This is a genomic window from Delftia sp. UME58, from assembly GCF_014170385.1.
Classification (GTDB): Bacteria; Pseudomonadota; Gammaproteobacteria; order Burkholderiales; family Burkholderiaceae_C; genus Comamonas; species Comamonas acidovorans.
The window spans coordinates 13,567-36,509 of the sequence record NZ_LZZV01000078.1 but is presented as its reverse complement, the minus strand read 5'-3'; the positions used below and the strand labels follow the sequence as shown (position 1 = coordinate 36,509).

General features: G+C 68.3%; 20 protein-coding genes and 1 tRNA gene. 7 read left to right on the top strand and 14 right to left on the bottom strand.

Annotated elements, in window-relative coordinates; all coding sequences use genetic code 11:
* Both A9976_RS19680 and A9976_RS19675 read left to right on the top strand, forming a co-directional pair.
* Window positions 1-4,267, top strand: a 4,267-nt coding sequence (locus A9976_RS19680; protein WP_183020396.1) for a translocation/assembly module TamB domain-containing protein, incomplete at its 5' end; no start/stop codon positions are given.
* Window positions 4,268-4,347: 80 nt separating this feature from the next.
* Window positions 4,348-4,422: transfer RNA gene (locus tag A9976_RS19675), tRNA-Arg, on the top strand.
* A 290-nt stretch (window positions 4,423-4,712) separates the two neighbouring features.
* Here the strand turns inward: A9976_RS19675 and A9976_RS19670 are convergent.
* Together A9976_RS19670 and A9976_RS19665 are read right to left on the bottom strand one after the other, a co-directional pair.
* On the bottom strand, window positions 4,713-5,114 hold the full coding sequence (locus A9976_RS19670; RefSeq protein WP_183020395.1) for a type II toxin-antitoxin system VapC family toxin: 402 nt from the start codon (window positions 5,112-5,114) through the stop codon (window positions 4,713-4,715).
* The gene (locus tag A9976_RS19665) at window positions 5,111-5,344 is read right to left on the bottom strand and encodes an antitoxin (protein ID WP_043824440.1); all 234 of its coding nucleotides are present in this window, start codon (window positions 5,342-5,344) and stop codon (window positions 5,111-5,113) included. The genes A9976_RS19670 and A9976_RS19665 overlap by 4 nt, the downstream gene beginning before the upstream one ends.
* Here A9976_RS19665 and A9976_RS19660 point away from each other — a divergent pair.
* The 3 genes from A9976_RS19660 to A9976_RS19650 all read left to right on the top strand — a co-directional run bounded on the left by A9976_RS19660 (window position 5,343) and on the right by A9976_RS19650 (window position 6,619).
* Window positions 5,343-5,681: a hypothetical protein gene (locus tag A9976_RS19660; protein ID WP_259649253.1), complete on the top strand. Its 339-nt coding sequence runs from the start codon at window positions 5,343-5,345 to the stop codon at window positions 5,679-5,681. The genes A9976_RS19665 and A9976_RS19660 overlap by 2 nt on opposite strands.
* Before the next feature lie 68 nt (window positions 5,682-5,749).
* Window positions 5,750-6,373 carry a glutathione transferase gene (gene yfcF, locus A9976_RS19655; RefSeq protein WP_183020394.1) on the top strand — a complete coding sequence of 208 codons (624 nt, stop codon included), beginning with the start codon at window positions 5,750-5,752 and terminating at the stop codon, window positions 6,371-6,373.
* A 21-nt stretch (window positions 6,374-6,394) separates the two neighbouring features.
* On the top strand, window positions 6,395-6,619 hold the full coding sequence (locus A9976_RS19650; protein WP_183020393.1) for a hypothetical protein: 225 nt from the start codon (window positions 6,395-6,397) through the stop codon (window positions 6,617-6,619).
* Window positions 6,620-6,645: 26 nt separating this feature from the next.
* Here A9976_RS19650 and A9976_RS19645 read toward each other — a convergent pair whose 3' ends face one another.
* Both A9976_RS19645 and A9976_RS19640 read right to left on the bottom strand, forming a co-directional pair.
* Window positions 6,646-7,644 carry a tripartite tricarboxylate transporter substrate binding protein gene (locus A9976_RS19645; RefSeq protein ID WP_259649252.1) on the bottom strand — a complete coding sequence of 333 codons (999 nt, stop codon included), beginning with the start codon at window positions 7,642-7,644 and terminating at the stop codon, window positions 6,646-6,648.
* 60 nt (window positions 7,645-7,704) lie between these two features.
* On the bottom strand, window positions 7,705-8,643 hold the full coding sequence (locus A9976_RS19640) for a dihydrodipicolinate synthase family protein (protein ID WP_183020392.1): 939 nt from the start codon (window positions 8,641-8,643) through the stop codon (window positions 7,705-7,707).
* A 92-nt stretch (window positions 8,644-8,735) separates the two neighbouring features.
* Between A9976_RS19640 and A9976_RS19635 the strand changes: the two genes are divergently transcribed.
* Window positions 8,736-9,548: an IclR family transcriptional regulator gene (locus A9976_RS19635; RefSeq protein ID WP_183020391.1), complete on the top strand. Its 813-nt coding sequence runs from the start codon at window positions 8,736-8,738 to the stop codon at window positions 9,546-9,548.
* A 22-nt stretch (window positions 9,549-9,570) separates the two neighbouring features.
* Here A9976_RS19635 and A9976_RS19630 read toward each other — a convergent pair whose 3' ends face one another.
* Complete coding sequence (locus A9976_RS19630) at window positions 9,571-10,104, bottom strand: DUF2939 domain-containing protein (protein ID WP_183020390.1); 534 nt, start codon at window positions 10,102-10,104, stop codon at window positions 9,571-9,573.
* Between the two features lie 436 nt (window positions 10,105-10,540).
* Here A9976_RS19630 and A9976_RS19625 point away from each other — a divergent pair, with 436 nt between their 5' ends.
* Window positions 10,541-12,151, top strand: a complete 1,611-nt coding sequence (locus tag A9976_RS19625) for a methyl-accepting chemotaxis protein (RefSeq protein ID WP_183020389.1) — start codon at window positions 10,541-10,543, stop codon at window positions 12,149-12,151.
* 93 nt (window positions 12,152-12,244) lie between these two features.
* Here the strand turns inward: A9976_RS19625 and A9976_RS19620 are convergent, their stop codons facing one another.
* From A9976_RS19620 to A9976_RS19580, 9 genes are all read right to left on the bottom strand, one after another.
* Entirely contained in the window at window positions 12,245-13,276 is a 1,032-nt protein-coding gene (locus tag A9976_RS19620; protein WP_183020388.1) for a diguanylate cyclase, read from the bottom strand.
* A 167-nt stretch (window positions 13,277-13,443) separates the two neighbouring features.
* A complete protein-coding gene (locus A9976_RS19615) occupies window positions 13,444-14,901 on the bottom strand; it encodes an ATP-binding protein (protein WP_183020387.1) in 1,458 nt (485 codons plus the stop codon).
* Window positions 14,898-15,572, bottom strand: a complete 675-nt coding sequence (locus A9976_RS19610; protein WP_183020386.1) for a response regulator transcription factor — start codon at window positions 15,570-15,572, stop codon at window positions 14,898-14,900. The genes A9976_RS19615 and A9976_RS19610 overlap by 4 nt, the downstream gene beginning before the upstream one ends.
* Before the next feature lie 60 nt (window positions 15,573-15,632).
* The gene (locus tag A9976_RS19605) at window positions 15,633-16,037 is read right to left on the bottom strand and encodes a hypothetical protein (RefSeq protein WP_012203525.1); all 405 of its coding nucleotides are present in this window, start codon (window positions 16,035-16,037) and stop codon (window positions 15,633-15,635) included.
* Window positions 16,038-16,072: 35 nt separating this feature from the next.
* On the bottom strand, window positions 16,073-17,602 hold the full coding sequence (locus A9976_RS19600) for an ATP-binding cassette domain-containing protein (protein ID WP_183020385.1): 1,530 nt from the start codon (window positions 17,600-17,602) through the stop codon (window positions 16,073-16,075).
* A gap of 309 nt (window positions 17,603-17,911) precedes the next feature.
* Entirely contained in the window at window positions 17,912-19,471 is a 1,560-nt protein-coding gene (locus A9976_RS19595; RefSeq protein ID WP_183020384.1) for a Do family serine endopeptidase, read from the bottom strand.
* 95 nt (window positions 19,472-19,566) lie between these two features.
* On the bottom strand, window positions 19,567-19,935 hold the full coding sequence (gene arsC, locus A9976_RS19590) for an arsenate reductase (glutaredoxin) (RefSeq protein WP_183020383.1): 369 nt from the start codon (window positions 19,933-19,935) through the stop codon (window positions 19,567-19,569).
* Window positions 19,936-19,966: 31 nt separating this feature from the next.
* A complete protein-coding gene (locus tag A9976_RS19585) occupies window positions 19,967-21,283 on the bottom strand; it encodes a nucleobase:cation symporter-2 family protein (RefSeq protein ID WP_013804016.1) in 1,317 nt (438 codons plus the stop codon).
* Window positions 21,284-21,489: 206 nt separating this feature from the next.
* Window positions 21,490-22,875, bottom strand: coding sequence for an 8-oxoguanine deaminase (locus A9976_RS19580; RefSeq protein WP_012203520.1), 1,386 nt, complete (start codon window positions 22,873-22,875; stop codon window positions 21,490-21,492).
* Between the last annotated feature and the right edge of the window lie 68 nt (window positions 22,876-22,943).

Here is a 22,943-nt window from a genome sequence, read left to right as displayed (position 1 = left end):
GCCCCCTCCCGCGCCCCGCCGCCGCCGCTGGCTGCGCGCCCTGCTCTGGTTCTTCCTGGTGCTGGTCCTGCTGCTGGCCACCCTGCTGGGTTCCGCCTGGTGGTGGGCCGGCCGTGCCGATTCGCTGGCCTACACCCTGCAGCGCGTGGCCGGCTGGCTGCCCGCAGGCCAGAGCCTGCAGGCCAAGGAAGTCACCGGCACCGTGCGCCAGGGCGGGCGCATCGGCTGGCTGCAATGGCAAAGCCCCACCATGAAGGTGGAGCTGCGCGACGCCACCATCGGCTGGCAATTGCGCCCCCTGCTGTCGCGCACCGTGCGCCTGGGCGAAGTGCGCATCGCCGAGCTGAGCATTGCCAGCACGCCCGACCCCGATGACAAGAAACCCGTCGAGCCACTGCAGCAGCTCGTGCTGCCCGTGAAGATCGACGTGCCCTTCCATGTGGAGCGCATCGTCTGGCAAGGCCCGCCCCAGGCCGAGGTACTGGGCCTGCAAGGCCACTACGTCTATGACGGCAGCGAGCACCAGTTGGACGTGCGCGACCTGCAATGGGCCGATGGCAACTACCAGGCCAGGCTGCGCCTGCAGGCCCGTGCGCCCATGGCCATCCAGGCCCAGCTGCAGGGCGACCTGCAAGCGCCGGCCCTGGCTTCGGATGACGAAGCCTCCACGGCCAAGGCCCCCAAACCTGCACCGCTGGCCGTGCAGGCCAGGGCCCGGATCGACGGCACCCTGGCCACCGCCGCTGCGCAACTGGGCATCAAGCTCCAGGTTGATGCCAAGCCCGGGACGGTGTCCGAGGAAGCATCTACCCCTCCCGCCGTACAGAAATCCGCCAAGGCCGATGGCAAGAACGGCAAGGCCAGGGAGCGCAACGAAGCCGCCCCGGTGTCCGAACCCATGCATGCGGACGTCGAGGCCAGCATCCGGCCTTGGCAGCCCCAGCCGCTGCAGACCGCGCGCGCCCAGCTCAGCCAGATCGACATCGCCGCCTTCTGGCCCCAGGGACCGCGCACCCGCATCAGCGGCGAATTGCAGGCCGGGCCGGATGGCAAGGCAGCTGATACAGCCCAGGCACCCGCCACGGAACAGGCATCGGACCAGGCATCGGACCAGGCGCCAGGCTCGGCCATCGCCACCACCGCCTGGCAGCTGACGACACGCCTGAACAACGCCATGCCCGGCCCCTGGGACCGCCAGCGCCTGCCGCTGGACCAGATCGAGGCCGCGGTGCGCTATGACGGCCAGCAGTGGCTGCTGGAGCAGGCGCAGATCGCCATAGGCTCGGGCAGCATCGACGCCCAGGGCCGCTTCGAGCCCGCCACCAAGGTCTTCGAAGGCCAGGCCAAGGTCCAGCGCCTGGACCCCGCCGCGCTCTACAGCCTCCTGGAAGCCGCGCCGCTGCAGGGCGAGCTGCGCGCCAGCGCCACGGCAGAGCAGCAGGTGGACTTCAGCGTGGACATCCAGGCCGCAGCCGCGCCCGCAGGCGCCAGGCGCCAGCCCCTGCGCATAGAGAAACTCGCCACCAAGGGCCGTTGGGCCCAGCCCGTGCTCTCGCTGGAGAACCTGCAGCTTGATGCGCTGCAGGCCTCGGTGCGCAGCCGCAGCCTGCAGTTCGACACCGAACAGCAAAAACTGCAGACCGTGCTGAAGGCCCAGCTGCCCGGCGCCGAGCTCTCGCTGGACGGCCACATCAGCCCCGCCGCAGGCCAGGGCAGCAGCCAGCTCAAGCTGTCGTCGCTCACCGCCCTCACGCAGTGGCTGCGCAAGCTGCCCGGCATGAAGGACCCGCTGGCCGGCGCCCTGATCGAAGGCCAGGCCCAGCTGGACGCCAGCTGGCGTGGCGGATGGGACGCACTGCAAAAGCGCATGAAGGCCGCCGTGGGCGACCCGCTGCCCGCCAGCGGCCTGCAACTGCAGGCCGACCTGCAGGCCGCCAAGCTGCGCTACCTGCCCGCAAACACGCCGCCCGAGCAGGCGCTGGAACTGCCCGAACTGCGCCTGGCCCTCAAGGGCTCGCCCGAGCAGGCCGGCCTGACCCTCACCGGCCAGGCGAAGCGCGGCACGCAGACCGCGCAGATCGACACGGCCCTGCAGGCAGGCCTTGCCACGGCGCGCGGCGCGGCCCCGCTGGACTGGCAGGCCAGCATCGACAGACTGCAGGCTCGGTTGAATCCGGGCCAGGACCTGCCCGGCCCATGGCAGTTGCAACTGGCGGGCAAGCAGCCCGTGCAGATCGCCCAGCGCACCACGGGCCGCACCGTGCTGTCCACCACCTTCACGGCATCGGCCGGCAGCCTGCAGGTCACGCCGCCCACGCTGGCCCAGCGCCGCGCCAATGCCGAGGCGCCGCAGCCCGTGCTGCTGGCCTGGGACGACACCCGCGCCACCCAGGGCGGCGATGGCCGCTGGGCCCTGCGCAGCACCGGCCGCGCCCAGGCCCTGCCGCTGGCCTGGGTCGATGCCCTGTCCATGGCCGAGGAGCCTCCGCTGGCCGCCATGGGCCTGAGCGGCGACCTGAGCTTCAATGCCCGCTGGGACCTGGACACCACCGGCCCCGCGCTCAAGGCCGAACTGCTGGTCGAACGTGCCGCCGGCGACCTGCGCCTGGCCGTGGAAGACGGCTCGGGCACCACCGTCATCCACACCACGGGGCCGCGCTCCAGCAAGCCCGGTGAAGTGCGCACCCGTACCGTGCGCGGCGCCGGCATGCGCGCCCACATCAAGCAGGCCCGCCTGAGCGTGCGCGCCCAGGGCGACGACGTGCAGGCCAAGCTCGACTGGGACAGCGAACGCGCCGGCACCCTGACCGCCCAGCTGGGCACGCGCCTGGCCCAGCAAAACGGCACCTGGACCTGGCCCGAGAAAGCCCCGCTGTCCGGCCAGATCGACGCCCGCATGCCCGACATCGGCATCTGGGCGCTGTTCGCCCCGCCCGGCTGGCGCGTCACCGGCTCGCTGCAGGCCAAGGCCGAGATCAGCGGCGACCGCCAGAACCCGCAGTGGCAGGGCAATCTCTCGGCCGACGGCCTGAGCATCCTGTCCGCGCTGGACGGCATCGACCTGCAAAACGGCGTGCTGCGCGCCCGCCTGCAAGGCAACCGGCTGGACCTGACCGAGCTGCGCATGCAGGGCGGGCGCGGCAGCAATGCGCGCATCCTGGGCTACAGCGGCAACCTCACCACGGCCCCGCGCGAAGGCGGCGAACTCACGGGCTCGGGCTTCGTGCGCTGGGACCCGCCCAATGCCGATGGCAGCAACTCCGGCCTGAGCATGGACTTGCGCGCCCAGGCCACCAGGCTGCAGGTGCTGGTGCGGGCAGACCGCCAGGTCAGCATCTCCGGCGGCCTGCAGGCCAGGCTGGAGCAAGGCCAGTTCACGCTGCGCGGCGACCTCACCACCGACCGCGCCACCATCATCCTGCCCGAGGAATCCGCCCCATCGCTGGACTCCGACGTGGTCGTGCACTCGGCCGCCTCGCGCAAGGCCGAGCAGGAAGCGGCGCGCAAACAGCAGCAGGCCGACCGCAAGGCCCAGGCCCGCGCGGAAACCATCAAGCTGCCCGACATCCTCGTCAAGCTCGACCTGGGCCGCGACTTCGCGCTGCAGGGCTACGGCATCACCACCCGCCTGGAAGGCGCGCTGGAAGTGCAAGGCCCCACCGTGGCGGCCGGCCCGCCGCGCATCACGGGCGAGATCCGCACCGTGCAGGGCCGCTACCGCGCCTGGGGCCAGTCGCTGGACGTGGAGACCGGCCTCATCCGCTTCAACGGCCCCTACGCCAACCCCTCGCTGGACATCCTGGCGCTGCGCCCGAACATCGCCGTGCGCGCAGGCGTGCAGGTGCAGGGCACGGCCAACGCCCCGCGCGTGCGCCTGTACTCCGACCCCGAAATGCCCGATGCCGAAAAGCTCTCCTGGGTGGTCATGGGCCGCGACCCCGCCACGGGCGGCGCCGAAAGCGCCCTGCTCCAGCAGGCCGCGCTGTCCCTGCTCAGCGGCGGGCGCAACAACAGCGGCAAGATCGCCAGCAACCTGGGCCTGGACGAAATCGGCTTCAAGGGACCGGGCGGCGAAGGCTCCACCGGCGCCGCCCTCACCCTGGGCAAGCGCCTGTCCAGCGATCTCTACGTCACCTACGAGCAAAGCCTCTCGGGGGCCATGGGCACGCTGTACATCTTCTACGACCTCTCGCGCCGCCTCACCCTGCGCGGCCAGACCGGGGAAACCAGCGCGCTGGACCTGATCTACACCGTGCGCAAGGACTGACGCCCCGGCACCCTGCACACCGCCCGGCGGGCGGCGTGCAGGGCAGACCCGCCCCGAGCGTTTACAATCGCGGTTTGCCTCTCTCCGTAGTTCAATGGATAGAACGGGCGCCTCCTAAGCGCCAGATACAGGTTCGATTCCTGTCGGAGGGACCATTGAATTGCTTCTGTATCAATGGCTTGCGAATTGCACTTGGCCCCCGGGGACATTCCGGGGACACAGGCGGTGTAGAAACAAGAAACGCCCCTCGACACCAGAAAGGTGCCGAGGGGCTTTTTGCGTTCGATCCAGGGTCAGTGCGAGCCGGCCGGCCAGCATGCATGCAGGCGCTGTCCAGAGGCGCGAACTGGGTAGCTGGGTTTCGATGAAAAGATATCGATTACTTCACATTTGATAGCTGCTTGCGCTCATACAGCAGGCACTAGGATCGGATTTACCCAGGGAATCAGGTAGCGACAGCCCAGTTATCCAACTGCAGGCCGGGCACCTTGGCGAATTCGCGGGTGTTGTTGGTCACCAGCAGCGCCCTCTGGCTCAGGGCGTGGGCGGCGATCATGGTGTCAAGCGCGCCGATGGGACTGCCTCGACGCTCCAGATCGGCCCGCAGGTCGCCATAGGCCCACACGGCCGCCTCGTCAAACGGGAGGATGGTGAGCGGGGCAAGAAACATCTCCAGGGCCAGGCGGTTACGGGCCGAGCCGCTTTTGGCCACGCCAAAGGCCAGTTCGGCAGCCGCCACGCTGCACAGTCCCACCTCTCCCATGCGGTACTGCTGAAAGCGCGCCAGCACTTCCGGGGGCTTGGCATTGATGATGTAGATGCAGATGTTGGTGTCGAGCAGGATCATGGGCTGATCTCGTCCCGCTGCTGGGCATCAGGCTGCTCGCGCTCGAGCACAAAGCCCGGTTCAAACTCAGCCAGCCCGGCTTGCAGTGTTTGCCAAGGGTCGTCTGCGGGCAGCAGCAACACGCCGTTGCCGAAGTGCTTCACCACGACTTCAGTGCCCGTGAAACGGTACTCCTTGGGCAGCCGCACGGCTTGACTGCGGCCGGATTGGAAAAGGCGTGCGGTGTCCATGGCGGGCTCCTTGATTGGTAATCACCAATGGTATCTACCGCTTTTCGCTCTGTCCAGCACGGCTTGTGTGTGCTGCGAGCTGGTGCGCCGTGCCAGCTACGAGGCCCATCAGCTGCCGCAGGCGCAGATGCGGACGGCGGATCGCCAGGACACGGAGGCCCATATCGTGGCGCACGGCATGGCGGCGCGCATTTCGCAGCTGACGCAGATCGTTTTCGTGGCCGCCGCCCTGCATGGCGAGCACCGCGACGGATGGGCTTCGCAGACCTTTCGCGACGTGCGCAATGTCTTTGAAAGAGGCATGGGCCGTATCTGCGGCGATCCCCCCAACGCGTGACGGACGGGCCCGGGCACTCGGCTACCATCAGTGCCCCAATCACTGATGCAGTCTCCCGAAAGGCCCTCATGCTGCTGTACGCCGATTCGCAATTCGCCTCTCCCTATGCCATGTCCGTGTTCGTTGCGCTGAAGGTCAAGGGGATTGAATTCGAGTTGCGCACGCTGGACCTTTCGGCGGGACAGAACACCGGGGTGGACTATGTGGCCGCGTCACTGACGGCACGGGTGCCCACGCTGGTGGATGGCGATTTCAGCCTGTCGGAGTCGTCGGCGATTTCCGAGTATCTGCAGGACCGCTTTGGCGGCGCCCCGCTCTACTCCCAGGATGCGCAGGCGCGCGCCCGTGTGCGCCAGGTCCAGGCCTGGCTGCGCAGCGATCTGATGGCCTTGCGCTCGGAGCGCAGCACCGAAGTGGTGTTCTACCGCCCCACGCCCACGCCGCTGTCGGATGCGGGCCAGGCTGCGGCGCGCAAGCTGTTTTCGGTGGCGGGAGCCTTCATCCGCTCGGAAGATGACCACATTGCCGGCCCGTGGTCGATTGCCGATGTGGATCTGGCGCTGATGCTCAACCGCCTGGTGCTCAACGGCGATGCCGTGCCCGCGCCGCTGGCCGCCTATGCGCGCCGGCAGTGGCAGCACCCCGCCGTCCAGCAGTGGCTGGCCCTGCCCCGCCCGCCCCTGGCAGGCTGAGCCGAACGGACCCGGCAGGCCATGGACAGCCTTCTCTACATGGGCGTGCGGATCACGCCCGCATCACTTCCCAGCGAGGCCTGGCCTGGCGCCTGGCTGCCGCACGCCACCCTGCTGGAGGTGGCCAGCGGCAAGTCCCTGGGGGCCGTCACCGATGACCAGCCCTGCGACACGCAGCCAGAGGCCGATGCCCGCGCGTTGCGGCTGGGCAAGCGCCATGTGATGAAGGTGCTGCATCAAGGCTGAGGCTTGCTTTGCCACCGTGCGGCCCGTCATTGGGCCTTGATGCCCTTGTCGTCGATGAGCTTGCGCCAGCGCTGCGTCTCTGCCCCCATGAACCGGCCCAATTCGACGGGCGTGCCGCCTGCCACGTTGGCGCCCATGGCAGAGAGGCGCTCGCGCGTTCTGTCGGCATCCAGCACCTGGTTCACGGCCGCATTGATCTGCTCGATCACGGCCCCAGGCGTGCCGGCTGGGGCCAGCAGCGCAAACCACGAGCTGACGTCGAAGTCCCGGTAGCCCAGTTCCTGCAGCGTGGGGACCTCGGGCAGCACGGGTGAGCGTACGTTGGTGGTGACGGCCAGCGGCCTGAACTTGCCCGCACGGATGTGCGGCAGGGCCGTGGGCACGACGTCGAAGAGAAAGTCCAGTTGGCCACCGAGCAGGTCGGTGATGGCCGGCGCACTGCCCTTGTAGGGCACATGGATAGCCTTGAGGCCGGCGCTGCCCAGAAAGTACTCGCTGACCAGATGGGTGATGTTGCCGTTGCCCGCCGAGCCGTAGTTCAGCGGCGCAGGCGCGGACCTGGCCCAATGCACGAACTGCCGCACATCGCCGGCAGGCGACGTGGGACGGGTCACGAGCACGGCCGGGGTCTTGGCCAGTAGCACCACGGGCGCGAGGTCCTTGCCCACGTCGTAGCCCACGGGGCCCAGGCCGGGGTTGATGGTCAGCGGGCCCACGGAGCCCAGCAGCAACACATGGCCATCAGGAACCGCGCGGGCCACGGCCTGTATGCCGATGGCGCCGCCCGCGCCCGGCTTGTTTTCCACCACCACGGGCTGCTGCCAGGCCTCGGACAGGCCCACGGCCACGGTGCGCGCCACGATGTCCACGGCGCCGCCCGGGGTGAAGGGCACGACGATGGTGACGGTCTTGCCGGGAAAGGCCAGCGCCGGCCCGGCCAGGGCCAATGCCAGGGCGGCACATGCGTGCCAGAAGCGGCGCAGCCCTGTCCCGTGTTGCCGGCCGGTGGAATGATCTCGGTCCATGGTGTGTCTCCTTGGGTTCTTGCACAGTTGCGGCCTGCCGCGCTTGCGGCAGCGCCTTGTTCAGATCAGGCCGGCGCTCACCAATGCCTGGCGCACGCGCTGGCGCTCGGCATCGCCCAGGTCCACCCAGGGCAGGCGCACGCGGCTGCTGGGCAGGCGGCCCAGCAGGACCAGGGCTTCCTTCATGCGGGTGTGCATGTCCAGCATGGGGGCACTGTAGAAGCAACTGGACAGGGGATGGATGCTGTCGTTGATGGTGCGCGCCGCGGCCAGATCGCCGGCCTGCACGGCCTCCCACAGCGCCACATGCAGGTCGGCATGCACGCTGCCCGAGCCGGAAAGAATGCCCTTGCAGCCCAGGGTGAGCGATGGCATGAGCCAGGCGCTGTGGGTGGTGAGCACGTTCACCGGCCGGGGCAGAGACTGCAGCACGCGGATGTTGCGCTCATGCTCCACGGGGTTGTTGCTGCGGTCCTTGATGGCTTTGACCGAGGGCACTTCCTCGGCCAGCCGTACCAGGGTGTCCAGCGGATGGGCCATGCCGGTGGCGGTTTCGTACTGGAAGACGATCAGCGGCAGGTCGGTGGCGTCGGCGATGGCCTTGTAGTGTCCCAGGGTCATCTGCGGCAGCATGGCCGCGCCGCGTGCGAAGACGGCGGGCGGAAAGACCAGAAGGCAGGAGGCGCCGCCGGCCTCGGCCTGGCGGGCGATCTGCGCGGCATCGAGCGGGCCGTGCGCGTAGACGCCATGCATGAGGGGGATGCGGTCGCCGACCTCGTCGGCCATGAGGTCCAGCGCGCGGCGCTGTTCGTCCAGCGTCAGGCCTGGCACCTCCTGGGAGACGCCGTTGACGCACAGGGCCGAGATGCCGCGCACGGCGGCGAGGTCGCGCATGTGCCTGCGCAGCGAGGTCTCATCGATGGACAGGTCTTCATTGAAGGGCATGAGCGCCGCCGGGATGACACCTGCGGGGACGTAGCCGGGGAAACGGGCAGCCATGGGGTTTTCCTTCCAGTCAAAAGCTTGCAAATCGCGTTTGGACTTTATGAAAATCGCCTTCGGTGCTCCATCCAAATGTTCACACAGTAAAAATGACTGCAACACCCCACAGTACCGCCAGAGACACAGCCAAGTCACTGGGCAGATCCATTGCGATCCTGAAGGCGCTTTCTGCACCCAGCCGCCGTGGATTTCCACTGAGTGAACTGTCCAGGATGACCGGGCTGCCGCATCCAACCACACTGCGGCTGCTGCGCCATCTCACCGAGTCGGGCATGGTGGCCTGCAACGTGCAGACCAAGCTCTACCGGCTGGGCCCACTGGCTTTCGAACTGGGGCTGGCGGCAGCCGAGCATTGCGACATCCGGGGACTGTGCGGTGAATCCATGGACAGATTGCAGGCCGAGACCCAGGACACCTGCTATCTGACGCTGCGCAGCGGCTTCGATGCCGTCTGCCTGGACCGGCGCGAGGGCCTGTCGCCCATACGTGTGCTGACACTGGACGTTGGCAGCCGCCGTCCGTTGGGCGTGGGCGCCGCAGGACTGGCGATACTGCTGCGCCTGTCCGATGGGGAGGCCGAGTCGCTCATCCAGGCGGCCGGACCCAGGCTGGCACGCTACAACCGCATGGACATGGACACCATGCGCATGCTTCTGGTCCAAAGCCGCGAGCGTGGCTACGCAGTCTGCGGCAACTGGGTGACTCTGGGCGTGAGCGCAGTGGCCATGCCACTGTGTACCGCTGATGGCCGGCCGCTGGGTTCGCTCAGCATCTCGGCCGTCAACCATCGCATGCCCAAGGAACGCTGGCCGCAGCTGGCGGCCTTGCTGCGGCAGGAGGCGGACCTTATCCAGCGACGCCTCAACAACCCTGCACCCGCGCAGGGTGTCTGGATGCCGTGAAGCCGACCGGCCGGCGCGCCCCTCAATCCATCTTCACGGCCACCAGCTTCCACCCCATCAGGCCTTCGCGCATGAAGATGAAGCCGCCCGGCTCCCCGCGCGGGTGCACGAAGACCTTGGACCAGCCCTGGTACTGCACGGAATAGTCCTTGCGCGGCGGCCCGCCCTGGGTGTCCACGCCCACGCCTGCGGCGGCCACGTCCGTGGGTTTGCCGGGCTTGCCTTTTTCCAGCATGAGCATGACGCCATCGGGCGACACCAGCGCCTCGGTGAACTGGCCGACCAGGCCCTGGGCCAGTTGCTGGCCAAAGCCGGCAAGGGGGTTGGAGGCGCTGTCGCCCGAGCCGCCCATCTGGGACTGCAGCCTGGCCATCATCTGGCCCTTGATGCTTTCGCGCAGCGCGGGGAAGTCCACGTAGCCGGACAGGGCCTGGGCATCGCGGCGCTCCACGGCCTTGCCGATCTGGTGCAGGGCGATGTAGGGCGATGCGTAGAGCAGTCCGGCCGCGGCCACGCAGAGGGCGGCCAGCGCGCCGGCCAGGGTTTTGGGTTTCATGGATCTCTTTCGTGAAGCCGGGCCAGGGGCCATGCGCAAACGCGGATTCTAGGCGGGCCGTTCCGCGCCGCAGCCGTTGCCAGGGCCGTTGCCGCCTGTATTTTTCATGGATTTGCAATCAACAGAGAAGCACTATCAGGCCAGGGCCAACGCCTGAAAAACGGGTATTGCCTGGTCCATTCGATTCATACTATAGTTTGTAACAAAAAGTTTGAAAATCAATACAACATGGAGCGCCATTGCCCGCATGGGCCTGCAGGCAAGCCCGCATTGCCGTTTCCGTATACCTGCGCGCCTTTGTGTAGACCGGGCATTCTTGTGTGAATGAAATTTCATTTTCACTAGCAGGCCCTTCGTGAGAAATGTGTGCAATCACGGGGCGGCATGAGAGCGCAAGTACCCACCCACCATCCGCAATGCATGCAAAGGACGCAGTATGAATAATTTCAAGTTATCGACTCGCCTGACCGCCTTGATTGGTTTTCTCTCACTGCTCATGATCGTGATCGGCGCTTTCGGGCTATATGGAATCAGCGAGTCCAACCGCCGATTCAAGGTGGTCTATGAAGAGCGCCTTGTCGCGCTGGGCGATCTGCTGGAAGTGCAGCGCCTGCTGCTGCGCAACCGCCATGCAGTCTCGGGCGCCATTGCCGTGCACCTGCCCGAATACACGCAGCAAAAGCAGCAGGAGATACAGACCAACATCAACGACGTGAACAAGGCCTGGGCCTCGTTCCGCCAGACCCGGCTGACCGAGGAAGAGGCTCAGCTGGCCGACCGCTTCGAGGCCGTGCGCGCGCTGTTCCTGCAGGGCTTTCTGAAGCCGGCCCAGCAGGCGCTGCAGTCCGGTGACCTGGAGCTGGCCCGGCAGCTGCTGATCGACAAGGACGAGGCGCTGTACGCGCCGCTGCGTAATGTGATCGTGCAGCTGACCGCGCTGCAGACCCGCGTCGCCAAGGAGGAGTACGACGCCGCGCAGTCGCTCTACCAGGTGATCTTTGCCGTGGCCGTGGGCTCCATCATCGCGGGCGTGCTGCTGGGGGTGCTGCTGGGCTGGTCCATCATCCGCAACATGGCGCGGTCGCTGCGCCTGGCCATCCATACGGCCGATGCCGTGGCGGCGGGCGATTTGACGCGGCACATCGATGTGCGCGGCAAGGACGAGGTGTCCATGCTGCTGCGCGCGCTGCAGACCATGCAGGAGGGGCTGCGCGGCGTGGTGCGCCAGGTGCACCAGGGATCGGTCAGCGTGGCGGCGGCCAGCGGGCAGATCGCGCAGGCCAACCAGGACCTGTCCTCGCGCACCGAAAGCCAGGCCAGCGCCCTGCAGCAAACCGCCGCCTCCATGGAGCAGCTCAGCTCCACCGTGCGCCAGAACGCCGACAACGCGCAGATGGCCAACCAGCTGGCGCTGGGCGCCTCCACCGTGGCAGCACAGGGCGGCGAGGTCGTGCGGCAGGTGGTCGATACCATGCGCGGCATCAGCGATTCCAGCCGGCAGATCGCCGACATCATCAATGTGATCGACGGCATTGCCTTCCAGACCAACATCCTGGCGCTGAACGCGGCCGTGGAGGCCGCGCGCGCGGGCGAGCAGGGCCGGGGCTTTGCCGTGGTGGCCACCGAGGTGCGCGGCCTGGCCAGCCGCAGCGCCGAGGCCGCCAAGCAGATCAAGCAACTGATCACCGACAGCGCCAGCCGCGTGCACAACGGCAGCGCGCTGGCCGACCAGGCCGGCACGACCATGGCCGAGGTGGTAGAGGCCATCCGCCGCGTGACGGACCTGATGGGCGAGATCAGCGCCGCCAGTTCAGAACAAAGCTCGGGCGTGGCGCAGATCGGCCAGGCGGTCACACAGATGGACCAGGCGACCCAGCAGAACTCGGCACTGGTGGAGGAGATGGCCGCTGCCGCCTCCAGCCTGCGCGGCCAGGCCGGTGATCTGGTGCGCACGGTGGGCGCCTTCAAGCTGGACGCGGCACCCGGCCATCATCAGCATGCCGCCGTGGAACTGCAGCGCCGCCAGCCCGTGCTGGCGGCGGGCTGAGAGAGAAACAAAAAAGAGCGCGCGAGGAGAAGCGAAGAAAGAAGAGCAAAGCAGCAAGAGTCCTTGGCCGCAGGGCCAGGGCCTCCAGCTCGATCAATGCAGGGTGGAGGCCCTGGCCTTGCGGTTGCGATCCATCTTCACGCGGTACATGGCCGCGTCGGCCTTTTGCAGCGCGTCGTCGGCATCGATGGAGTCAGGACGCAGGCAGACCACGCCCACGCTGGCGCCGCCGTAATCCAGTGTCTTGCCATCGGGCAGCTCGACCTGGAAGGCCGAGGCATCCGACAGGCGCCGCTGCAGGTCATGCGCCACGTCGTCAGCCTCGCTGCCGAACAAAGGCCCCACGCCGATGAAGACGAACTCGTCGCCGCCAAAGCGCGCCAGCATGTCGGCGCTGCGCAGATGGGAGGACAGGCGTTCGCCCATGGCGCGCAGCAGTGCGTCGCCGGCCTCATGGCCATGCTCGTCGTTCACGCTCTTGAAGCGGTCCAGGTCGATGAAGCCGATCACCACGCATTCCTGGCTGCGCGCGCACCGTGCGATGAGCCGGCCCAGCTCATCGGTCAGGCAGCGCCGGTTGGGCAGGCCGGTCAGCGGGTCCAGCAAGGCCAGCGCGGCCAGCTCCCGGTTGGTCCGGCTCAGGCTGGCGATGAGTTGCTCGCGCTCCACGCGCTCGGCTATGAGGTTGGCGAACAGGCGCAGCAGGCCTTCGGCCTCGGTGCTCAACGCCTGGGAGGACTTGCTGGCCGCGCACAGAGTGCCGTAGAGTTGGCCGTCGGAAAAGCGCACCGGCGCGCTGGCGTAGGTGCGGATGCCCAGCTCACGCGCGGCCTCGGAGTCGCCCCAGCAGGCACCGACATCGGGTGTGTACATGCGGCCCTCGTCCAGGGCGCGCTTGCACAGCGTGTCGCCCCAGGGAACGACCAGGCCCTCCGGAATCTGCATCTCGCTCGCGTTGCGGGCATAGAGCACGCGCTGCTGGCCCTGTTCTTCGTTGATGGTGGTGAGATAGGTGGACTCCAGATGCGTGCTCTCTTCGAGCATTTGCAGCAAAGGCCGCGTCAACTCTTCCAACGAATGCGCCTGGGTCACGGACTGGGACAGGCGCTGGACAAGGGACTCCATGAAATACCTCTCGAAATGACTACGGAAGCAGACTGCCCGCGCGCCTGAGGAGGGAATGGCAAGGCAGGCAGGCTGGCACCAATTTGGGGATTGTGACCCGGCCGGACGCAAGCGGGAAGCATTCCTGCCGCGCTACACGTCGATACGTCTGCGCGCCACGGCCGATGTCAGCGGCCCGACACAGGCGGCCATATCACCTGCACGCGCAGGCCGCCCAGCGTGGGCGAACGGTCGAGCAGCAGGCGTGCACCATGCCGCTGGGCAATGGTCTGCACGATGGCCAGGCCCAGTCCGCTGCCCTGCGATTGCGGGCCTGCGGAACCCGCGGCACCCGCGAAACCCGCAGAAGGCCCGCGCACAAAGCGCCGCAGCACCTGCTCACGCTCGCCTTCGGCAATGCCGGGGCCGGAGTCCTCGACCACGAGCGCGCGCCCCTGGGCATCGCTGCGCCAGCCCACATCGACGCGGCCACCTTTCGGCACGTACTTGATGGCGTTGTCCAGCAGGTTGCGCACCAGCATCTGCAAGGCCTGTGCATCGCCCGCCACGGCAAAGGACTGCCGCAGCTGCGGAGGCTCGCTCAGGCCCATGTCCAGGCCGTGCTGCTGGGCGGCCACGGCCTGGTCTGCCAGGGCCTGCTCCACCACCTCGCGCAGGTCCACGTCCGCAGGTGCGGCCGTGGCAGCGTCGTGCTGCCCCTGCATGCCTTGCATGCCTTGTGCCGTGCCTTGGGCTTCCTGCCGCGCCAATGTCAACAATTGTTCGACGAGCCGCGTGGCCCGGTCTATGCCGGCCGACAGGCGCTGCACGGCCTCGTCATGCGCGGCAGCATCGGGCGCGCGCTGCAAGGCCACCAGTTGCAGCTTGAGCGCGGCCAGCGGCGAGCGCAGCTCGTGCGCGGCATCGGCCACGAAGTGCTGCTGCGCCTCGAAGGCCCGGCCCACGCGCTGCAGCAGCGCATTGAGCTCGGCCACCAGGGGCCGCACCTCGTCGGGCAGGCCCTCGGCAGGCACGGGGGCCAGGTCCTGCGGACGGCGCGTGGCCAGTTCGCGGCGCACGCGCTGCACGGGCGCCAGCGAGCTGCGCACCACCCACCATACGGCCAGCGCCAGCACGGGCGCCAGCATGGCGATGGGCAGCAGGCTCTGCCATGCGGCATCGCGCGCCAGCGTGCGGCGCACGCGCATGTCCTGCGCCACCTGGATCACCTGCGAGCGCGTCTGCAGCGAGAACACGCGGTACACCGTGCCGCGCGCGGGCACGTCGGCAAAGCCCAGCACGGCCATCTGCGGCAGGGCCGCACCCAGTGCGGATTCGAAAATGCGCAGGCCCTCGTTGGTCCAGACCTGGACGATGAATTCGTGGTTCTCATCCTCTGGCGGCGTGCCCTGGGGCCTGCCGCGCGCATCCACCGGCAGGCCGGCGCGCAGCGCAAAGGCGGTCTGCTGCATCTGGTAGTCGAACAGGGTGTCGGTCTGCAGCAGCGCATTGCGGTAGGCCAGCAGGCCCTGCAGCAGCGCGGTGAGCACGATGGCCGCCCCCAGGAACAGGAGCAGCCGCGTTCCCAGTGCGCCGGGCAGGCGTCCGCGCGCCCTGGCGATGAGAGAGGAAGCCGGCTCCTTCATGGCTTGGGCACCATGTAGCCCACGCCGCGCACATTGAGGATCAGCCCCGCGCCCAGCTTCTTGCGCAGGCCGTGGATGTAGACCTCGATGGCATTGCTGCTGACCTCGTCGCCCCAGCCGTAGAGCTTGTCCTCGATCTGCTGGCGCGACAGCGTGCTGCCCGGGCGCGCCAGCAGCGTCTCCAGCACCGCCCATTCGCGGCCGGAGAGCACCACGTCGCGGCCTTCGACGCTGGCCTCGCGCGTGGCGGGGTTCAGCCGCACGCCCTCGCGCTCGTACAGCGGGTCGGACCCGCCCGAGGCACGGCGCGCCAGCGCGCGCAGGCGCGCGAGCAGCTCGTCCAGGTCGTAGGGTTTGACCACATAGTCATCGGCCCCCGCATCCAGCCCCGCAATGCGGTCGCGCACGGCATCGCGCGCCGTGGCCACCAGCACCGGCGTGCGGTCGCGGCGCCCGCGCAGGCGGCGCAGCACCTGCAGGCCATCCTGCCCCGGCAGGCCCAGGTCCAGCAGCACCATGTCATAGCCATGGCCGCCACCCGGTCCCGGGCACAGGGCCGCATCGGCCTGCAGGCCGTCATGGGCCCAGTCCACTGCATGGCCCTCGCCGCGCAGCAGGGTCTGCACGGCCTCGCCGATCATGGCGTCATCTTCGACAAGCAGTAAGCGCATGGTTGAAGAATAGCTCCCTGGAAGGCTGGCTCAGTTGGCGACTCAGGGGGTGAGCGGCGGCTACACCGCCGCTTCAATCTTAGGCATGGCCATGCGGGCCTTGGTCAGCGCCATGCCCAGGTTGGCCGTGCGGCGGCAGACGAAGACGGCCACGTAGTCGGGCATGAGCTTGCCGCGCAGGAAGACGTGGATGAGATTGTCGCTGTTGACGATGAGTTCCTGGAAGTAGTGGTGGCCGTCGTCCTTGAGGCCGCGCGACTTCTTGAACAGGCTCTCGATCATCGAGACATTGGGGCCGTTGAACAGGTCGGCCGTGGCGGCGGCCACCAGGTCGATGACTTCGCGCGGATGCGAGTCCACCGTGCGGATGGCCAGCAGCATGCCGGAGGCGGCATCCACGTAGCCGATGGCCAGGCACTCGGGCACGGACCCGGCCACCTCGCTCAAAACGTTATCCAGGCTCATTGCAGCTTTCCTTTTTTGTGAATGGATGTGATCGGTCAGCCCATCTTCAGCAGCAGTGCCACTTCGTACGCATACAGCAGGTCCTCCTGGGCCTGGGACTGCACGTACTGGGCATCGATGAGGCGCACGCGGCGCAGCGCCTCGTCGGCAGTCAGTCCCTCGCGCACCAGCCATGCGGCCAGCACCGTGCCCGTGCGGCCCAGGCCGGCCAGGCAGTGCACGGCCAGCACCTCGCCCGCGCGCAGCATGGCCGACATGCGCGCCAGCAGCATCTGGATCTGGGCCACCGAAGGTGATTCGTGGTCGCGCACCGGCAGGTGCAGGTTGCGCAGGCCATGGCGCTGCAGCGGCTCCTGCGGCAGGTCGTTTTCGGTCAGCGTGATCAGCACGGTGACGCCGCAGCCGCGCAGGGCCTTCAGGTCAAAGTCCATGGACTGCACCACGCCGGGCTGCGGCGCACCGGCCAGCCGGCCCGGCACCAGCCAGGCAAAGCCGCTGGGTCCACGGCTGGCAGGCACGGCCTGCGGGTCGGCCACCAGCGGCTGCCAGTCCACCAGCACGGCAGGATTGACGGCGCGTGGGCGGGCCGCGGCAGCGGGTGTCGGTGCGGGTGCGGGTACCGGCGCAGGCATGGACGCAGGCACAGGTGCAGGCGCAGGCTCAGGTGCAGGCGCAGGCTCAGGTGCAGGCATGGGCTCGGACGCAGGCTCGGTGGCCACTGCATCCGACAGAAACTCGGAGATCGCGGCCAAGGCCGCTGCAGGCAGCGGCGGGGGCAGGGACACGCCCTCTTCCAGGTCTTCGGCCCGCGCATCGGGAGAGGCCACGGCGCAGCTGCCGGTGCGCACGAACTGCTGGCCCGCCAGCGACAGCGGCGCACGCTGAAAGGCCTCCATGGATTGCGCCTCGGCGATGCGGCCGCCGGCCAGCAGCAGCATGTCCTGCGCCACGGCCTGTGCGTGCTGCTGGTGGTGCGTGCTCATCAGCACGGCCGTGCGCCGAGCCACCTGGCGCAGCAGTTCCAGCAGCACAAAGGCCTCGTAGCCCTCCAGCTCTGCCGTGGGCTCGTCCACCATCAGCAGGGCCGGTTCGGCCAGCGCCTCGCGCAGTATGGCCACGGCACGCTGCTGCACAGGGGACAGCTGCAGCGCCGGCTGGTCGAACATCAGCGCAAGCTCGGGAAAGCCGAAGGCCTGCACCTGCGCGCGGCACCAGTCGCGCAGTGCATGCGGCACGAGCTTGAGGCGGGGCCGGGCCAGCTCGACGATGGCGTCGAAGGTGCTGGCCATCATCAGCCGGGCCTGCTGCTGCACCAGGCGCGGCGCCTGCATGGCGCTGGTCCATTCCTGGCCCGCGTAGCGCACGCTGCCCCAGCGGCGAAAGCGCGGATTGGCGGCATTGAGATCGGCCAGCGTGCGCAGCAGCGTGGACTTGCCCGAGCCGCTGGGGCCCAGCAGGGCCGTGATGCCGTGGGTGGGCAGCGTGAAGTCCACCTCAGCCAGGATGACGCGCGCGCCGAACGACGCGCCCAAACCCGCCACCTGCAAGCTGTAGTCCTGCTTCAAAGCATGCCCTTCCTGTTTTCCATGGGCCCTTGCGGGCGCTACTTCCTGAAACCAGAACGGTGCACGCCCGCCTGGATGGGCCGGCAGTCTAAGCGTATTCGCTCTATCTCAAATCGTCACAATTTGAAACACCGCTAACGCAAAAGGACGCAAATTCACAGAATACAACCATCAAATTGCCGCATGAATGCGGGAATCGCCGGCCACTGGCCGGTTGATTTCCCCATGCAATAAGCCCCGGCGCATTCGCGCCGGGGCTGTGCGATCAATCCAGTGTGCAGGTGCTTTCAGTCCCTTACCTCCTTTCGCTTACCCGAGACGTACGGGAACAAAGATCCTGTTGCCATCGCGCCAAATCAGCACGGCCACGGTCTTGCCGGCCTTGGCCATGGCGGCACGCACGGCCTCGATATCACCGGCCGGCGAGCCGTTGATGGACAGCAGCACATCGCCCTGCGTGATGCCGGCCTCGGCCGCCGGGCCTGCAGCATCGGCAACGACCAGGCCGTCCTTCACGCCGATCTGCTGCTTTTCCTCGGGTTGCAGCGGGCGCAGGGCCAGGCCCAGCTTGCCCTTGCCGGCGTCGGGCTTGTCCTTGGCCACCTTGGCGGCCTTGTCGCCGGCATCGCCCAGCACGGCGCTGAGCGTGCGGGCCTCGCCGTTGCGCCAGATCTCCAGCGCCACCTTCTGGCCCGGCAGCGCCTGGCCCACATAGGCCGGCAGATCGCCAGAGCCCACGATGGGCTGGCCATCGATCTTGCGCACCACGTCGCCGGGCTCCAGGCCCGCCTTGGCTGCGGGGCCGCTCTTGTCCACGCTGGACACCAGGGCGCCTTCGGGACGGTCGAGCTTGAAGGAATCGGCAAAGGCCTGGTTCACCTCCTGCACGGCCACGCCCAGCCGCGCATGCTGCACCTTGCCCGTGGCCACGATCTGCTGCTGCACGCGCGTGGCCACCTCGATGGGAATGGCAAAGGACACGCCCTGGTAGCCGCCAGAACGCGAATAGATCTGGCTGTTGATGCCCACCACCTCGCCGCGCGCATTGAACAGCGGGCCGCCCGAGTTGCCGGGGTTGATGGCCACATCGGTCTGCAGGAAGGGCACGAAGGAATCGTCAGGCAGGGTCCGGCCCTTGGCGCTGACCACACCCGCCGTCACGCTGCTCTCGAAGCCGAAGGGCGAGCCAATGGCCAGCACCCAGTCGCCCACGCGCAGATCGGCCGTCTTGCCCAGCGATACGGTGGGCAGGCCCTTGGCCTCGATGCGCAGCACGGCCACGTCGGTCTTGGGATCGGCGCCCAGCACCTTGGCGCTGAACTCGCGCCGGTCGGTCAGCTTGACGGTCACTTCCTTGGCGCCGCGCACCACGTGGGCGTTGGTCAGGATCAGGCCGTCGCTGGAGACGATGAAGCCCGAGCCTTCGCCGCGCGTGGGCACATCGCGCTGGGGCTGGCCCTGGCCCATGCCCGGCATGCCGGGCACGCCGAAGCGGCGGAAGAATTCAAAGAACGGATCGTTGGGGTCCATGCCCGGCACGCCCTGCTGGCCCTGGCCCTGGCGCGCTGCTGCTTCGTCGCCGTCCTCGCCCATGGCGCGCGAGCTGCCGACCACGCTGATGTTGACCACGGCCGCGCCATTGCGCGCCGTGATGTCGGCAAAGTTGGGAGCCACCACGGCGCCGGCGGGAGAAGCTGGAGAAGAGGGAGAAGCGGGCTGTGCTGCAGGCGCAAACAGCGACGTGGCGGCACGCGCATCGCCATGCACCACACCAACCAGACCGGCGCCCGTGGCGCCCAGGGCGCCGATGGCACCTGCGGCCACCAGGGCCAGCACCAGACGGCGGGGAGTGGACAGAATCTTGTTCATCGCAGACCTTTCCTCAAAAGCAGCGTTCCTTGCTGCGTTGGGGAGAAGTCTGAAGGGGAAGACTTAGGCGAGGCTTAGAACGCTCGCCGTGCATCTCAGATCAGCGCCAGCACCTTCTCCGGCGGGCGGCACAGCGCCGCGCCCTTGGGCGTGACGACGATGGGGCGGTTGAGCAGCACGGGGTGCTCGGCCACGGCGGCGATGAGCTGCTCATCGCTGACGGATGCATCGCCCAGGCCCAGCTCGGTGTAGACGGCTTCCTTGCTGCGCAGCAGCTCGCGCATGGGCACGCCCAGCCGCCGGACCAGGGCCTGCAGTTGTGCAGCGTCCAGGGGTTGGGCGATGTAGTCGACGATGGTCGGCTCTATGCCGTTGTCGCGCAGCAGGGCCAGCGCGCCGCGCGAGTTGCTGCAGCGGTTGTTGTGGTAGATGGTGATGTCGGTGCGGGGTACGGTGGTGTTCATGGGCCGCAGTGTAGGCCCATGAAAATGCGCATCAGGCCACGGCTTCCTCGGGATGGGCATCGACCTCGCGGCCGGGCAGCAGCAGGTTCAGCCCCACCGCGACCAGGGCGCCGACGGTAATGCCCGAGCCGAAGACTTCGCGCACGAAGGCAGGCATGCGGGCCAGCAGGTCCGGGCGCACCGTGACCGCCAGGCCGCAGCCCAGCGAGACCGCGATGATCAGGCTGGCGCGCCGCGAGTGCTCGGCGCCGCTGAGCATGCGGATGCCGGCCGAAATGATCATGGCAAACATCATCAGCCCCGCGCCGCCGAGCACGGGCTGCGGAATCGTCACCACCAGTGCACCCAGCACAGGAAAGAGGCCGGCCAGCAGCAGCATGACGCCCGTCAGCATGACCACGTGGCGGCTGGCCACGCCGGTCAGCGAGACCACGCCCACGTTCTGGGCGAAGGTGGACAGCGGAGGGCTGGACATCACGGCGGCGAAGGCCGAGCCCACGCCGTCGCACAGCATGCCGCTGGACAGGCGCTTGCCGTCGATGCGCGTCTGCGTGGCAGCACCCAGGGCCATGAAGGTGCCCGTGGTCTCGACGATGGTCACCAGAAAGGCGATGGACATGGCGACGATGCCGGCCACCGGGAACGTCATGCCGAAGGTCAGCGGCTGCGGGATGGCGAAGACCGCGGCCTCGCTCACCTGGGTGAAGTCGATCAGGCCCAGCGCCAGGCACAGCACATAGCCGCAGGCGATGCCCAGCACCACGGCCGAGGCAGAGACGATGCCCCTGCCCCACTGCACGAAGCCGATCACCAGCACCAGCACGAAGCCGGCGATGGCCAGGTGGCCGATCGCGCCGTAGTCGCTGCGGCCCACGCCGCCCGCAGCCCAGTCCACGGCGACGGGGGTCAGCGACAGTCCGATCATGGTCACGACCACGCTGGTCACGGTGTGCGGAAAGAAGCGGCGGATCACGGGCATGAAATAGCTGCCCACGATCATCACCAGCGACCCTACCAGCGAGGAGCCCAGGATGCCGGCCACGCCATGCTCCAGCCCCACGCTGATGCCCGCGCCCACGAAGGCGAAGCTTGTGCCCATGACGCAGGGCAGCCGTATGCCCACGGGCCCCACCCCCCTGCACTGGACGATGGTGACCACGCCCGAGCCCAGCAGCGCTGCATTCACCAGGGCCACGATCTGGTCGGCCGGCAGCTTGAGCGCCCCGCCGAAGACCAGGGGCACGGCGATGATGCCGCCCAGCGCCGCCAGCAGGTGCTGCAGCGACAGAAGGACCGTGGTGATGAGCATTGGCGGTCGGTCTTCCACCTTGTAAAGCAGTTGTTCCATTGTCTTGTCTCCTTGTGTCCTGGCCGTCGGCCTCTTCAGAGGCGCTTGTATGTATGTCGGGGCAGTGGTGCCGGAAAAGGGTGGGGGTCCTGAAAGTGCTGCCTGGGTCTTCGAGCCTCCTGGAGGTGCTTCGGGGGAATGGCGCAGGACGGCAGGCCAGCACCCTCGATGGCCTGGGTGCCGGCCTGCCGCGCTGCAGGGTTATGTCAGTGGCCCGCTGCGCGCTCGAACAGCGTGCGGGCCAGCTCGCGGTGGCGGGTCAGCACGCGCGGCAGGTCGGCCGTGAGCAGGTGGCCGTCGCGGACCACGACACGGCCGTTGATGACGCTGGTGGACACGTCGGTGGGCGTGCAGAACACCAGCGCGGCCACGGGGTCATGGCCTGCGCCCGCGTAACCCACGCCCGACATGTCGAAGGCCACGAAGTCTGCCGACATGCCCGGCGCCAGTGCGCCGATGTCGTCGCGCCCCAGCACGCGCGCGCCGCCCAGCGTGGCGATCTCCAGCGCCTCGCGCGCACCCATGGCGGCCGGGCCGTGGCCCACGCGCTGCAGCAGCAGGGCCTGGCGCGCCTCGCCCAGCATGTGGGCGCCGTCGTTGGAGGCGCTGCCGTCCACGCCCAGGCCCACCGGCACGCCCGCATCGCGCATGGTGCGCACGGGCGCAATGCCCGAGGCCAGGCGCATGTTGGAGCACGGGCAATGCGCCACGCCCGTGCCGGTGCGCGCGAACAGCGCGATGCCCTCGGCATCGAGCTTGACGCAGTGGGCATGCCAGACATCGGGGCCGACCCAGCCCAGGCTTTCGGCGTACTGCGCGGGAGTGAGGCCGAATTTCTCGCGCGAGAAGGCGACGTCGTTGTCGTTCTCGGCCAGGTGGGTGTGCAGCGACACGCCGTGCGCACGCGCCAGCACGGCGGACTCGCGCATCAGCTCGCGCGTCACCGAGAACGGCGAGCATGGCGCCAGCACCACGCGCAGCATGGAGTGGCGTGCGCTGTCGTGGTACTGCTGGATCAGGCGCAGGCTGTCGCGCAGGATGGCCTCCTCTTCCTCCACCACCGCGTCGGGCGGCAGGCCGCCCTTGCTGCGGCCCAGGCTCATGGAGCCGCGCGCCGCATGAAAGCGCATGCCCATCTGCTGCGCCGCGGCAATGGAGTCATCCAGCCGAGCGCCATTCGGATAAAGGTACAGGTGATCGCTGGTGGTGGTGCAGCCGGACAACATCAGCTCGGCCATGGCGGTCTGGGTGGAGACGTGGATCATCTCCGGCGTGAGGTGCGACCACAGCATGTAGAGGTTGGTGAGCCACGAGAACAGCTCCGCATCCTGCGCGGCCGGCACGGCGCGCGTGAGGCTCTGGTACATGTGGTGGTGGGTGTTGACCAGGCCCGGCATGACCACGCGGCCGCGCATGTCCAGCACCTGGGCCGTGCCGTCGTCCACCATGCGCCGGTACTGCGGCGGCAGCTCGGCCGTGGCGCCCACCCATTGCACGGCCGGGCCGTCGGCCACCAGGGCGCCATCGCGGATCTCGCGGCGCTGCGCATCCATGGTGACGAGTACATCGGCGTTCAGGGCGATCAAGGTCATGGCGTTCTCTTCTTTGACATGGAAAAGCCGCCAGTCTAGGAAGGAGAAGTCATTGCCGATAGCGCTGA